The 14753-nt window shown below is 63.4% G+C and carries 11 protein-coding genes; 1 reads left to right on the forward strand and 10 read right to left on the reverse strand.

Annotated elements, in window-relative coordinates; genetic code table 11:
• Positions 1-52 precede the first annotated feature (52 nt).
• The 4 genes from RYH70_RS15915 to pmbA form a co-directional block, all read right to left on the reverse strand.
• Positions 53-1378 carry an RDD family protein gene (locus tag RYH70_RS15915; RefSeq protein WP_317009393.1) on the reverse strand — a complete coding sequence of 442 codons (1326 nt, stop codon included), beginning with the start codon at positions 1376-1378 and terminating at the stop codon, positions 53-55.
• The gene (locus tag RYH70_RS15920; RefSeq protein ID WP_231504687.1) at positions 1378-3081 is read right to left on the reverse strand and encodes a molecular chaperone HscC; all 1704 of its coding nucleotides are present in this window, start codon (positions 3079-3081) and stop codon (positions 1378-1380) included. Before RYH70_RS15920 ends, RYH70_RS15915 begins: the two co-directional genes overlap by 1 nt.
• A 90-nt stretch (positions 3082-3171) precedes the next feature.
• Positions 3172-4101: a BPSS1780 family membrane protein gene (locus RYH70_RS15925; RefSeq protein ID WP_022996268.1), complete on the reverse strand. Its 930-nt coding sequence runs from the start codon at positions 4099-4101 to the stop codon at positions 3172-3174.
• A 65-nt stretch (positions 4102-4166) separates the two neighbouring features.
• Entirely contained in the window at positions 4167-5522 is a 1356-nt protein-coding gene (pmbA, locus tag RYH70_RS15930; RefSeq protein WP_022996269.1) for a metalloprotease PmbA, read from the reverse strand.
• A 66-nt stretch (positions 5523-5588) separates the two neighbouring features.
• Between pmbA and yjgA the strand changes: the two genes are divergently transcribed.
• Positions 5589-6128, forward strand: coding sequence for a ribosome biogenesis factor YjgA (gene yjgA, locus RYH70_RS15935; RefSeq protein WP_317009394.1), 540 nt, complete (start codon positions 5589-5591; stop codon positions 6126-6128).
• A 190-nt stretch (positions 6129-6318) separates the two neighbouring features.
• On the opposite strand, the gene RYH70_RS15940 is transcribed toward yjgA, so the two are convergent.
• The 6 genes from RYH70_RS15940 to RYH70_RS15965 all read right to left on the reverse strand — a co-directional run bounded on the left by RYH70_RS15940 (position 6319) and on the right by RYH70_RS15965 (position 14752).
• The gene (locus tag RYH70_RS15940; protein WP_022996271.1) at positions 6319-7503 is read right to left on the reverse strand and encodes an MFS transporter; all 1185 of its coding nucleotides are present in this window, start codon (positions 7501-7503) and stop codon (positions 6319-6321) included.
• A gap of 5 nt (positions 7504-7508) precedes the next feature.
• Positions 7509-7976: a cyclic nucleotide-binding domain-containing protein gene (locus RYH70_RS15945; protein WP_022996272.1), complete on the reverse strand. Its 468-nt coding sequence runs from the start codon at positions 7974-7976 to the stop codon at positions 7509-7511.
• 61 nt (positions 7977-8037) lie between these two features.
• Complete coding sequence (gene tldD, locus RYH70_RS15950; protein ID WP_022996273.1) at positions 8038-9483, reverse strand: metalloprotease TldD; 1446 nt, start codon at positions 9481-9483, stop codon at positions 8038-8040.
• The gene (locus tag RYH70_RS15955) at positions 9470-10318 is read right to left on the reverse strand and encodes a carbon-nitrogen hydrolase family protein (RefSeq protein ID WP_055100864.1); all 849 of its coding nucleotides are present in this window, start codon (positions 10316-10318) and stop codon (positions 9470-9472) included. The genes tldD and RYH70_RS15955 overlap by 14 nt, the downstream gene beginning before the upstream one ends.
• Before the next feature lie 4 nt (positions 10319-10322).
• On the reverse strand, positions 10323-14105 hold the full coding sequence (locus tag RYH70_RS15960; protein WP_317009395.1) for a YhdP family protein: 3783 nt from the start codon (positions 14103-14105) through the stop codon (positions 10323-10325).
• Positions 14106-14131: 26 nt separating this feature from the next.
• Complete coding sequence (locus RYH70_RS15965; protein WP_080531443.1) at positions 14132-14752, reverse strand: Maf family protein; 621 nt, start codon at positions 14750-14752, stop codon at positions 14132-14134.
• Position 14753: the final 1 nt, after the last annotated feature.

The raw sequence follows: 14753 nt of genomic DNA on the forward strand, positions 1-14753 counted from the left end.
AGGGCCGGGATTCGCCAGCAGGCTGGCTCCCACAGCGGCTCCGTGGTCCGGTCTACTGCCCGTCTTTCTGCTCCCTCTGACTGCGCGCCCAGTTGATGACATAACTGCGGCTGACGCGATCGTGCAGGAGGTTCCCTTTCAGGAACAGGTTCACCAGGATCACCACTTTGCTGGTCAGCGCATTGACCACCACGAACGCCATGACCCGCCACAAATTGTGCGGAAATGACAGCCGCTCAAACTCCAGGCTCGTCACCCTGAGCCCCAGCATCCGTTTCCCCGGAGTCGCCTGCCCGGGTCCCGCCTCCATGACCAGCGCCATGAGCAAATAGGCCGGCACGGCGAGCACCAGAAAGAAGCCCATGAACGCCTCAATACTGATGTCGCCACCTGTTCCGTTGAAATCCGCCACCATGATGCTCACCACCCATATCGGCATGACCAGCAGTGCCGCCACCACCAACAGATCGATGACGATAGCGGCCATACGCAGGGTCATGCCGGTGAAATAAAGGGTTTCGGGGGCCGGCTCGGTGTTTGCCTGACGGGAGGGCGGCACCGTCTCCTTGCCACCACGCAACCCCTGTAATAAGGCCTGATCGCCGGAAGAATTCGCATCCAGGGGGGCCAACACCCGATCCATGGCGGTATCGCCAAAACGGGCCGCCAGCAAGCCACGACGCCCTTCCCAATCAAACAGGCTGTTCAAATAAGCCAGTATCACCGCATCCAGAGGCGGCTTGTTATCCTGCTGCCGAAGCCGTTCCACCAGCCGCGCCATCAGGGCATCACCCAAACCATGGTGAAAGGCGCTATCCAGCATCCAGGGACTGTTGGCGAGGAAACGCCATTCCTTCTCCTCAGCCGGCTGCCCCTCGCGCTCCAGCAAAGCCTGGCACTGGGTCAACAGCCGTTCGTGTTCACGACTGGCCGCCAGCCACTCGTCTTCTTCCGGCTCCCGTTCTTCCTCCTGCTCACGTGCCGCGGCCCAGGCCGGCTCCGGGTCCCGCGCCGGCGGGGGAGGCTGATCCAGGAACGCCGGCTCAGGTTCCACCGGTGCCGCTGGCGGACCATCCGGAACCACCGGCGCCGCCCATTCCGGTGTCTCGGGCGGAAGCGGCTGAGTCCCGGCGGCCGTGGCAGTGAATGCCTTCTCCGTTCGCTTCCCGGTTTCCGTTTCCAGCTCCGTATCACCGGCGGCAGCGGCACGGGCACGTTGCTCGGCAAGGCCCAGGGCACGTTTGTAGGCGGCGTGCAAAGCCTGGAATTGCTGCGGATGCTCATCCGGGCGGGTGCTTTTCAGCAAGCGCGCGTAGGCACGCTTGACCGCCCGGGTATCCTCGGTGGCCTCGAGCCCCAGGACGCGCCAGGGATCCATTAGAACCAATCCTCACTTTCCAGGCTGTCCAATGCCTCCTTGACCTCCTTTTGGACCCGGGCGATGTCCAGTGGATTTTGCCGGTCCAGAACCTGCTCGAACCGCCCCATCAGATCAGCGATGAACTCCCGACGGTCTCCCAGACTGGACTCATACAGCCGTTCCCCGCGGGCCAGCAGGGCACGGTTTTCCTCGCCGTCCCGGGGGTGGAACTTCAACGCCGCCAGACGTTGCAGGGACCTTGCCTTGTCGTCTTCGCTCAAGGCACCGGGCGTATGTTCGATCAACTGATAATAGGTCTTGCCGGTGGACTCCACCTTCACGTCCACTTCCAGAAGACCGTTCATGTCATAGCTGTAACGGACGATCACGCTTTCCTGTCCACGCGGCCCCTTGGGCACCGTCACGCTCAATTCGCCCAGATAAACGTTCTTCTCCACCAGACGGTTTTCGCCCTGATAGATCCGGATCTTCATCTTGGTTTGGTTGTCGGACGCGGTGGACAGATGACGCTCCACGCTGATCGGCACCACGCTGTTGCGCTCGATGATCGGCAGAAAGTAATCGCCCAGCCGGGGGTTGTCCTCGTTGATCACTCCGGTGCCAAGCGTATAGGGACAAACATCGGTAAGCACCACGTCGTCCAGCCCTTCCCCCCGCGCCAGCAGGCCGGCCTGGATGGTCGCGCCCACGGCGACCACCGTATCCGGATCCAGATGACAGGACGGCAGCCGGCCGAACATCTTGCCGACGGTGGAGCGGAACAACGCGAGACGGGTGGAGCCGCCGACCAAGACCACGTCATCCACCTTGTCAGGATGCAAGTTGGCATCCCGCAGTGCCCTTTCTATGGGGTGCTTCACTCTCAGCAGCAGAGGCGTGACAACACGGGCGAACCACTCCGGCGTCACCTCGTGGGTCACCTCCCGGTCCCCCAGCTTCAGGCTCAGAGTCTGGGCATTGCCCAGCCGGCGTTTGGCGCCTTCCATTTGCAGATACAGATTCTGCATCTCACTGGCCGGCAAGGCGTCCCGGCTCAGCTCATGTTCGGCCAGCACATCGTCGATCATGGCATCGACGAAATCCTCACCACCCAGGAAGTTGTCGCCGGCACTGGCGTGCACTTCCATCACGCCATCGAAGAATTCCAGCAACGACACATCGAAAGTACCGCCCCCCAGATCGAGAATCAGAAACAACCCTTCCTGCTTCTCGTGGAGACCATAAGCCATGGCCGCGGCGGTGGGCTCATTAATCAGCCGCCTGACCGTCAGTCCCGCCAGCTCCGCCGCCTGTTTGGTGGCATGGCGCTGGTTATCGTTGAAATAGGCGGGAACGCTGATCACCGCTTCCGTCACCGGCTCCCCCAGGTACGTCTCGGCATCTTCCTTGAGCGAGCGCAACACCAGGGAGGACAGCTCGGTGGCGCTGAAACGCTGATCGCCAAGGGTCACCTTGTGGTCGGTGCCCATGAGACGTTTGAACGCCGCCACCGTTCTATCACTATGGTGAATCAGCCGTTGGCGGGCGGTGCGGCCCACCATGATCTCTCCGCTGCCATCGACGCCCACCACGGACGGTGTCAGCACGTCGCCCAGCCGGTTGGAAATCAGCTCCACCCCTTGCCCGGTCCACACACCACATGCGCTGTTGGTGGTACCCAGATCAATACCGATGATCGCCATGGCCTCTCCTTTCGCCATTCACGTCCTCAAACGAACGCCGGGCGGTATCAAACCGCCCGGCGAGGATCCCGGTATCGACAAGCACCGGGCAATGTCGTGCTGAGCGAATCAGACAGAGGCAGGCTGCCGCGGCGCGGCTTCACCCAACTCGAAGATATCGCGGAACGAGCAATAGATGGTGGCGGAGTACAAAGCCATCAGCACCAACATCACCAACAGCATCACCACACCGAACACGAACATCAGAATACCGCTGATCACGCCCTGTCCGAGCACCCCGGTAATCACTCCGACAATGATCGCCGCCGCGATACCCAGCACCAGGAAAATCAGGAAGCCGATGATGCCGTACCACAGCATGGCCAGGAAATTACGGAATACCGCGGTGAAGCTTTCCACCATGGCCGCGAACGCATTGCGTTGCCCGAAGAACACCAAAGGCACCTGGAACCAGATCGCCGCCATGTAGGGAATGATCAACAACAGAGAGACCAGGCCGAACAGGATCATCTTGGCGATGCCAAAGGCCGGGTTCATCATGGGCGCGGCGTAGGGGTCGGCAAAGGAGCTGAACATCATCATCAGTTCACTGCCAAAGAACAGGGCGCCAAGAATGCCGATCAAAACAAAAAAGACCAGCATCGCCACGATCTGCGCCAGACCGGCCATGAACAGCGGCCCGGTCTGATTGGAAAATCCGACGAAAAGGTCACCGAAGGAAAACGTGTTTTGCTCACGTACCCTGTGGGCAATGAAATACAAGCCGACGACGAATACCGGCGCGAACAGGGTGGGAATGAAAGTACCGATAAAAGGAATGAATGCGGTGATCAAACCGATGGCCATGAAAATCAGCAGGAAAACGAAAGTGGCCAATGCCCACATCAACTTGTTCTGACGCACGATCTGCCAAGCCTGTGCCCACCAGACGCCGCCGTTCCCCACCGGCCGCTTCTGCGCCTGCCCTACCGTTCCCGATCCCGCCTGTGTCACCAGCACATCCGCGCTGGGCCCCTGATATGGATTATTGGATTCCATAATGTATGCTCCTTGTCCTTGGTTAAGCCAAACAGTGAATAATCATTCTGAAAGACGAAAAACAGCTAGCGCCCGGCGACTTTCATGGGCGACAACAGTAACGAACCACAGTGGATATTCCCCCTTCGATCCACATCCGTGCCACTGCCCAGAACGCCTCCGAACATGTCCTTCAGATTTCCGGCAATAGTAAACTCTTGCAATGGTCGCTGTATAACCCCGTTTTCCACCCAGAACCCCGCGGCGCCGCGAGAATAGTCTCCTGTGACGAGGTTCACACCTTGTCCCATCACTTCGGTGACCAGAATTCCCGTTCCCAGGCGGCGCAACAGAGCTTCCTGACTTTCCCCGGTATCGCTCAGAATGACGTTATGTACTCCACCTCCGTTACCGGTGGGTGACATTCCCAGCCGGCGAGCCGCATACAGACCCAGGGCATAGCCTTTGAGCTCGCCATCCTCGATGAAATCCTGGTCCCGGGTGGGCAGCCCATCGCCATCGAAAGGGGTGGAACCGTTACCGGCCGCCATCAACGGCCGCTCCCCCAAACGGAACCCCTCGGGCAACACCCGGGAGCCGAGTGCGTCACACAGGAAAGAGGCGCGCCGGTACAGCGAACCGCCGCTGATGGCGCCGATCAAATGGCCAATCAGTCCACTCGCCATTTCCGCCGAGAACAGCAGCGGAAACTCGCCGGTGACGGGCACCTCGGCCCCCAGCCGCGCCAATGTACGCTCACGGGCCTTTTCGCCGACCTGCTCCGGGCTGGCCAGCCGTTCCGCGCGCCGGCCGCTGTCGTACCAGAATTGCCGCTGCATGCCGGCCTCATCCTGAGCCACCACCGCGCAACTGCGGCTGTGATGGGTGCCGGCGAAACCTTGCAGAAAACCAGCACTGGTGCCCAACACGTACAGACTGGCGCCGGTGCTGAGAGAGGCCCCCTCGGAATTGACGATGCGGGCATCATCACGAGCCACCGCCTCACACCGCCGCGCCTGTTCGATGGCCTGGTCGGTGGTCAAGGTCCAGGGGTGATACAAATCCAGATCCGGCACCTGATCCGCCAGCAGGCTGGCATCGGCGATACCCGCGTGGGGATCCTCCTCGGTATGGCGGGCAATGGCGCAGGCCGCGCGCACCGCGTCGCAGAGGCTTTCGCGGCGGTCATCCGAAGTGCTGGCCTGCCCCTTGCGATGGCCGAAGTACACCGTCACCGACACACCCCGGTCGCGATGAAACTCCACCGTTTCCACCTCACCGAGACGGACATCCACCGACAACCCCTGAGACAGAGACAAGCCGACTTCCGCATTGCTGGCGCCCTGTCGGCGCGCTTCTTCCAGTACAAAAGCCACGGTGTCCTTGGCCGCATTCAACTGATTTGGGCCGAGATCGGCTGACGGACGGGGGTGATCGGACATAAAATAGGGTTTCCTTCAGCTTGATGGCGGAGCGTTCGTGTCGCGGCGGACCGGCTCCCATGGACAATGACCGAGTATAACGAGCCCCTACCTCCCAGCAAAACGCAGCTCAAACAGGAAATGTCGGAGCTGCAGCAGACCGGGCTGGACATCATGGCGCTGAAACCGGCGCAACAGGCGCGGCTGCCGCTCAATGACCCGTTGCGGCGGGCACTGGAAGAGGCCCGCCGCATCACCAACGCCGATGCCCAACGCCGTCATGCGTTGTTTGTCGGCCGCCTGATCCGTGATGCCGAAACCGATGCTATTCTCTCCGCCCTGGCCGCGCTCAAGGACCCGGTACGGCAGCAGCGCCTGCTGCAGTGGACCGAGCAGATCGTGGCGGCGGCTTCAGCCAAGGAAGCGGAACCGGTGATTCAGCAGATCCTCGAGTTCTATCCGCGGGCGGACCGCCAGGCGCTGCGCAATCAGGCACGCAATCTGATCAAGGCGCGTCTGGACGATCCCGGCGCCGCTGAACAGGAGCAACGTGAACGCTTCAAGCGCGAGCGCAAGCGCTTTCTGAGCGCTCTCAACGATCTGGAAAGAAACGCGCCTTTGTACTGATTGGCTGGCACATCCACATCTTGATTCGCTGCCAAGGCAGCTTCCCACAGAGAGAAGCCACGGAGCCGCCGTGGGAGCTGGCTTGCTGGCGATTACGGCTTCCGGCATTGCACCATTCGCATGCAGGGCAAACTCCTACAGCGGCTTCGTAGCACAAACCGTGGGAACCAGCTTGCTGGCGAATTCAACGTCAGCCAATCGGCTCGCCATCGGCGGACAGCACAGCGGCGACAAACTGCACCAGCAGCAGAGCCGACAGCAGCATCAGCGGTATCCGCCAGTTACCAGCGGCGTCGTGCAGCAATCCCAGAGTCACCGGCCCCAAAGCCGCCAGCAGGTAGCCCACGGACTGACACAGCCCGGACAGGCCGGCAGCAGCCCGGGCGTCGGCGCCGCGCAGTGCGATCAGCGTCAAACCGGTACTGATCATCGAACCTTGCCCGAGGCCGAGCAGCACCACCCACAGTACCGGCTGGCTGGTTGGCGCGATCATCAACGCCGGGACACTGATCAGCAGCGGCACGTGCAATAGCACCATGGCCAGACGCCGATTACGCATGCGCGCGAAAAACAGCGGCGCGCAGAAATTGGCGGGCATACCGGACAGATTGAACAGGGTCAGCAATTCCCCCGCCCGGGCCTCGCTCATACCGGCATCAACGAACACCGTCGCCAGCCAGGCGGTAAGGCTGTAGTACAACAGGCTCTGCAAACCGAAGAAGACACTGAACACCCAGGCGCGGGGATTACGCCACAATCCCAATGACGGCGCCTTGCCGGACGCGGCGGGAGTCCGGTATGGCAGCATGAAGCACCAACCGATAGCACCGGCCAGAGCCACCAGCGCGCACCCCGCCAGCGGATAGCGCCAGTCACCACCGAAGGCATCCCGTACCGGCACCGCCATACCAGCGGCGGAAGCCGCTCCCAGGGTCATGGTGACCGAATAAAGCGCGGTCAGCGCCGCCACCTTGTGAGGGAAACGGCCGCGCACCAGACTCGGGATCAGCACATTCATGACGGCGATGGCGGCACCCAGCAACGCCGTGCCCGCCAGCAACCAGAAATAGCTGCCAAACAGTCGCAACACCAACCCCAGGAACAGCAGCCACAGCGCGGTCAGCAGGACCGTTTCCAGCCCCCAGCGCTCGGCGAAACGGGGCGAGAAAATCGACAGCGCGCCAAAGCACAGCAACGGCAACGTGGTCAGCAGCCCCAAGGCACCACCGCTGAGAGCCAGATCCTCCCCCATGCCATTGGCCAGGGGGCCGATCACGACGATCCCCACCCTCAGGTTCAGAGCGATCAGCAACAGGGCAACGAGAAACAACGGCAGCGGCAGGCGGCGCCCCTGTCCGCTATTGAGCGCGGTCATCCCCTCTAACCCAATGGCAGCATGAAACGCGCCAGCCGGGACGAGGTCTGACGCAGATGAGTGCACAACACCAAGGCAATGTTCTCCATGATCACCGCCGCCGCCCGGGGACGCCGCCGGCGCAGCTGCTCAAACCCCTTGCGGGTCAGCACCACCAAAGCGGAATTCTCCACCGCCCGCACGGTGGCGGAACGGGGCTGTTGATCCACCAGTGCCATTTCACCCAGCGAATCACCGGGCTTGAGCTGAGCAATGACTACCTCACCCTGCTCGGCATGATGTTTGACGATGTCGAGACGGCCGCTGGCGACGAAACAGACAAAGTCGCTGTGATCCCCTTCCCGACAGACGGTTTCCCCCGCTTTCACCCGATTCACGAACACCAGTTTCTCCACCACGGCCAGTTCTTCGGCTTCCAGACCATCGAACAGCCGCATATGAGACAACAATTGCGACAACGGAATGCTCGGCATTCCCGTCCTCCCTGCAATACAACTCCACCAGCCCGGACGGGCTTACCCCTCGTTTTTTACTTCAGGCGGTCCCGCCGACCGTCAGGGAGTCCACCCGCAAGGTCGGCTGCCCCACACCCACCGGTACGGACTGACCTTCCTTACCGCATACACCAATGCCGGTATCCAGGGCCAGATCATTGCCGACCATGGAGATCCGGCTCATCACCTCCGCGCCACTGCCGATCAGCGTGGCGCCCTTGACCGGACAAACGATTTTTCCTTTTTCCACCAGATACGCTTCGCTGGTGGAGAACACGAACCGACCGGAGGTGATGTCCACCTGACCACCGCCGAAGTTCACCGCGTAAATGCCGCGATCCAGGCTCGCCAGTATTTCCTCGGGATCGGATTCGCCCGGCAGCATGTAAGTGTTGGTCATGCGTGGCATGGGCAGGTGGGCATAGGACTCCCGGCGGCCATTGCCAGTGGGCGCCACGCCCATAAGGCGGGCATTGGTCTTGTCCTGCATGTAGCCGGTGAGCACGCCCTTCTCGATCAGCACGTTGTAGCCGCTGGGTGTGCCTTCATCGTCCACGGTGAGCGAGCCACGGCGATCCGGCAAGGTACCATCATCCACCACCGTGCACAGATCCGACGCCACTTTTTGTCCCATTCGGCTGGCGAACATGGACGTCCCCTTACGATTGAAGTCCCCTTCCAGACCGTGCCCCACCGCCTCGTGCAACAACACCCCGGGCCAGCCGGGACCCAGCACCACCGGCATGGCGCCGGCCGGCGCCGGCGCCGCTTCCAGATTCACCAGCGCCTGCCGCACCGCATCACGGGTCCAGGATTCCATGCGCCCGTCCTGTTCGAGCCATTGGTAGGACACCCGGCCGCCGCCTCCGGCACTGCCCCGTTCGCGACGGCCGTTGCGCTCGGCGATCACCGAAATATTGAAACGCACCAGCGGCCGCACATCCGCCGCCAGGGTGCCATCGGTGGCGGCCACCAGAATCACGTCCTGCACACCGCTGAGGCTGACGGTGACTTCCTTCACCGCCGGATCCAGCGACCGCGCCAGCCGGTCCATCTCCTGCAGCACCGCCACTTTACGTTCGCTGCTCCAGACCGGCAGCGGATCCAGCGGCGCATAACGCTCGGTCATGGCCCGGCCGCCTTGCACACGCACCGCCTTGCTGCTGCCCTGACGCCCGATCGCGGCGGCGGCGTTGCCGGCCTGAGTCAGGGTGTCCAGGGAAATATCATCGCTGTAGGCAAAGCCGGTCTTATCACCGCTGACGATACGCACGCCGGCACCGCGTTCCAGATTGAAGCTGGCGTCGCGCACCAGCCCGTCCTCCAGCACCCAGGCCTCGTGGCGGCTGTGCTGAAAGTAGATGTCGGCGTAATCCGCCTGTCCGGCCAGCTTCCCGCCCAGCAGGGCCTGCAACTGGTCAGGGGCCAGCTCCGCCGGCGTCAGCAGAATATCCGCCGCCAGGGTAAAGCGCTCATCGGAGATCATAGAAACTTTCCACCGTGAATCGTTGATGCTGGTGCACCGGCAACGCGGAACGCACCTGCGTAAGAGTCGCGCGGTCCACGTCGCCGAGAACCACCGAGGGCTCGCCGCCAGCTTGGGCGACCACCCTACCCCATGGGTCCACCAGCATGGAATGACCAAAACTCGCCCGTTTCTCGCTGTGCTGTCCGCATTGGTTGGCGCCCAGCACGTAGCAACCGTTTTGCACCGCGCAAGCGCGCATCAGCAATTCCCAGTGCGCGGCACCGGTGGTGGCGGTGAACGCACTGGGGTAAATCAATAACTCAGCGCCGCGCGCCACCAAGGCCCGGGCCAGAAGCGGGAAACGCAGGTCGTAACAGATCGCCATGCCCAGGGTCAGGCCGGCGGCCGGCGCGGTGACCACGGCATCGCCGGGTTCGAATACCTCCGACTCCCGGTAACGCCCCTGACTGTCCTGCACATCCACATCGAACAAATGCAGCTTGTCGTAGCCGGCGATCACCGCGCCATCCTGTCCCAGCAACACACTGCGTGTACGCACCCGCGGTGCCGGCACTTCACTGCCGTCAGGACGGTATCGCGCCGGCAGACTGCCAGCCACCAGATACAGTTGATGACGCCGCGCCTGCTCCCCCAGCCATGCCAGCAGGTCGTCATACCGTGCCGCCAGCTCGCGATAATTGACGCCGTAACCGGCGAAGTTTTCCGGCAACAGCGCCAGGCGGGCGCCACCGGCGGCGGCCCGCTCCAGGCCCACTTCCGCTGCGCGCAGGTTGTCCGTCAGCACCTTGCCGCTGGTCATCTGCACCGCGGCCACGGTGATCAGGTCACTCATCGCCTCACTCCGCTTCCGTCACCCGGGGCTCTTTCCAGGGGCCCGAAACCTGGTATTGCATGGTGGTGGTCTTGTCCAGCTTATCACCCCACAGCCGCTCCACCACGAAAACCCCGGCACACACCGCCGGACCGGCGAGGCAGCCGGCATACAGATTGCTGGAAATGGGCAAGGTCATGGCGACCCGGTTATTCAAGGTCTGCTCCGCCAGATTCACCTGCCCGGAAACCTGGAACGCCGCCGACGGTGAATCGATGTGTAAATTCTGGGTGCTGACCCGGGGCCCCTGGAACTGGAAATCGCCTTTGAGAGCGTCACAGCTGAGGCCTTTTTTGTAGAGATCGGAGAAATCCAGCCGCAGACGGCGCTGCAGCGTACCGATATTGAACACACCAAGCACGCGCAAAATGGAGGTGCGCGAATCGGTATCCGGAATCCGGCACTCGCCGATGTCCACGTTCACCTGCCCCTGCAGCCCCAACAGCGGCGGAGCCAACGGCCAGCCGTTCCAGGACAGATTCAGCGAAGCGCGGGCGTCCTTGCTTTCCACCAAGGGCGGCAGCCCCCAGGCGGACAACGCCTTGCCAAGATCGTCGGACGTCAAGATACCCTGGAACCGCGTGTGCTGGGCACGGTCGTCACCAGTCCAGGTCAGGGCGCCATCCACACCGACTCGGCGCCAGCCACCGCGCAGGCCGCTGATGTGCACACCGCCGTCCACCGGACGCAGATTACCGCTCCAGTCGCCCAACTGCTGCCCCCCCAGCCGCAAATCGCTGATCGTCGCGTCCAGCGGCGGCAGCGTGGAAGGGGCAATCGGCGCTTTGCCGGCACCGCCATCGCTCCCACCCGTGGCCCCCTCCGGCAGATACAGACGGGATACCGTCAACAGCAGGGGCCGTTGCCCCCGTGCCTGGAAGCCGCCGGGAACCTGCAGCGAGGCCGCCACCTGACCCCCCAATAGCCCCAGTTCCCAGCCGGACCCCGCCGGCATGGCGGAAAAACGGACCTGCCGGAACCGCTGTCCCGCCAGCGTCAACTCGCCAACATTGAACACCGCCCGGTTGACCAGGGCATTCTGTCCGCCACCGGCGCCGCCGCCGGCAAGGCTGCCGATAAACTCCATCCAGGCATTGGCATCGGCCCGGTCCACATGCCCCAGGAAAGTCACGCCCCGGGACGGCATGTTCGGCAGATCCCCCTCGCCCAGCCGGATCACCCCGGCCACCGGATCGCCGATGCGGATCCGTCCACGGCCAACGCCGGCGTACTCCACACGCAGATCCTGCCGTTCCGGATCCAGACTCAGCCACAGCCGGCGGCTGCTGTCCGCCGATTTACCCAGCGGCGCCGGCGCGTTAACAGCCACCCCCCGCAACGACGACGAGGCCTCCAGATGGAAACCCCGCCCGCGCCAGGGCATGCTCATGGTAATGTCCACCGGCACGGTCCCGGACACCGGAGAGAGCCAGTCAAAACCCAGCCATTGCCGCAACCGCGCCGCGGGCAAACCACCGGTCAATACCAGACGGCTGTCAGCGTCACGGGTGGTCCAGGCGCCGCTGAAGCGGCCCCCCAGCCCTTCCCCCTTGAGGTCCGGCAGATTCAATCCATTGCGGCTGTGAAAATGCACCGGCGAGGTCACCCCGGTCAGGGTCAGCCGGCGTGCCTCATTGGCCACGGTGACACCGCTCGCGCTGCCGTCCGCCACCACTGTTACCTGCCGCCCTTCACCTTTTTTAAGCGGCACATCCAGCAGCAGATGCCCCTGCACCTGGCCCTCGCGAAAGCGCCAATCCAGCAGTTCCTTCGGCAGGGTGGCGGCCAGCGGCGTGTCATGGAAAATGCGATCAACATCCGCGGCCGGACCGCTGACCTTGCCCTGCACCACCAATTGACCGCCCTGCTCGGGAATATCCACCGCCACCTGACTGATTTGGCTGTCGAACAAAGTGCCGCTGCCGGCGGTGGCCACCAAACGCCGTCCGTCCACCAGCACCTCCGCGTCCGCGGCGGTGGCCACCGGCCAGTCGGGCAGGAATGACAAGGCAACATCGCGGGCCTGATAGCGCATCTGGAAGGTGCGATCCTGTTGGCGCTGGCGATCGATTTTCACCGGCCCCTGGTACAGGAACTGGCCATGATCCAGATGACCGCCCCGGAACGCCTGCGTCAGCCAGTTACCAAGACCGTCGGGCAGACGCCCAAGCGGAATATAATGGCTGGCACGGGCGCCATCGCCATCGAACAAATCCGCCAGCAGACGCAATTCGGGAATGTGTTCCGCCCCGCCCCGCACCCGGGCCATGGCCACGCCCCGGGCATCCGGATTGCGGGCTCGTATCGCGCCGGTGTCCAACGTCCAGGACTGCTCTTCCAGCGACCAGCGCAGCGCACCGGTGAACGCCGCTTCCAGGGCATGGTCATAGAATTCCGGCAGCATCAGGCCAACCGCGTCGCCCCGCAGATCCGCCAAGCCCCCCTCCGGCGTGGCCGTCAGCCAGCCGTTGAGGCCCGAGACGCCAGGCAGTTTATCCACCGCCCGCACCTGCAGGTCGCTGAAGCGAGCCTGGAGTGAACGCCAAGCCGTGCCCTCACCGGTCAGATACAGGCTCCGCAACTGTCCCTGGGGTTGGAATGCCTCGAGCTTTTGCCGGAGCGGCGAGATCGATGCCGGCCATGCGAATGGCCACTGCGCCAGTTGCCGTGCCAGCGCCTGCAAGCGCAGCCGTTCACCACGGGCCGCCCATGATCGTGCCTGGCCTTCTCCTGGCTCACGCCAGGATGCCGCCAACGGCCCTGGGGCCAGATCACCCGCTGGCGTTTCACCCCGCACGTTGGAGAGCACCACCTCTCCCCCCTGTCGCGGGTCGTAGCGGAAGCGCGCGTCCAGATTCAGGTCGCTGATCGCCCAGGGCGTTTCGCCATCGGTGAGCACCAATCGTGGCGCCGAAAGACGGGCACTGCCGCTGGTGGGGCGGCCATCCCTGACCTCCAGCCACAATTGTGTTTTGCCCTGCAGATTCTGCAGGTCCAGAGGCCACTCACGGGTGTCCGGCAGCCACTCCTCCAGCCGCTCTCCATCCAACGACAAATAGGCACCGGCATTCACCTGCTCCCAGCGCAGCGGGTTGCCGTCCAGACGCAGCCGCCCGTCCACGGAAAAGGGACGGTCACGGGCCTCCAGCTTCACCGCCAGACGGTGCTGGTCGCCATGGTTGACCAGCGCCAGACGCAAAGACGATGCCAGCGGCGGCAAATCCGGCCATTCCAGAGAGAAGCGGGCGTCGTCGATGACAATACGGTATTGGTGATAGAGCAGCGACAACCAGCGGTCCCATTGCGGCTCACCGCCCTCGAAAGCCTCCAGACCACGCAGACGGATCCGGCCTTGCTCGTCACGAACCAGATGCAGATCCACGCCTTCGACACGCAGTTCGTTGAGGCGGGGTTCCCGGGTCAGTAGCGAGGCCAGAACCCGAACACTGACGTCCACCCGATCCAGGGTCAGTGGAGACCCGCCTTCCACCGCCGGCAGACTCAGCCCGAACAGCCGGATGCGCGGTGACAGCCCTTCCATCTCGCCTTCCAGGCGGTCGATCTTGATGTCGGTGCCGAAGCGCTCCGCCACCAGCGTTTCCAGTTGTGTCCGGTATTCTGGCAATACCGCCATGAACTGCCGCATGGCGACCACGTACACCGCCAGCAACACCAGTGGAATGGCCACCAGCCACCATAGCCAGTCGCGCCAGAAGGCATGTCCGTGCCTGTCGTTTTTTCTGCTCACCTTGGCCTCGTCACCACCTTCGCGCCCTATTCGGCGGGCACGGAGATACCGTAGGGAACCCCTGCCCATTCCAGCAGAGGAAGGGTCTGCTCCAGGGGCAGTCCCACCACCCCACTGTAACTGCCGGCCAGGGACGCCACCAGCGCGGCACCCAGCCCCTGTATGCCGTAGGCACCGGCTTTGTCCCGGCCTTCTCCGTGGGCCACATAGGCGCGCCGCTGAGCCGCGGTGAGCTCCCGGAACCTTACCCGGGTTGTCGACATGGCCGTGCGCGCCTCGCCCTGATACAACACGCAGACCCCGCTGAGCACCCGATGTTCCCGGCCGCACAGGGCATCGATCATGGCCAGGGCATCTTCATCATCGACGGGCTTGCCGAGAATGCGCTCCTCCAGCACCACCGCGGTATCCGCGCCGAGCACCGCACCGGAGGAGGTCCGCGAGCCATCACCGGCCATGGCCTTGGCGCGGGCCAAACGGATCACGTATTGCTCGGGAGGTTCATCGGGAAAGGGTGTTTCGTCCACGCCCGGAGCCGGCAGGCGGGTAAAGCGGGCGCCCACCTGGGTCAACAACTCCGCCCGCCGGGGCGAACCGGAAGCGAGAAACAGCGGCGTCCCCCGCTGAGGTAAAACAACGTCCGTCATG

This window comes from Alloalcanivorax xenomutans, from assembly GCF_032810065.1.
Lineage (GTDB): Bacteria > Pseudomonadota > Gammaproteobacteria > Pseudomonadales > Alcanivoracaceae > Alloalcanivorax > Alloalcanivorax xenomutans.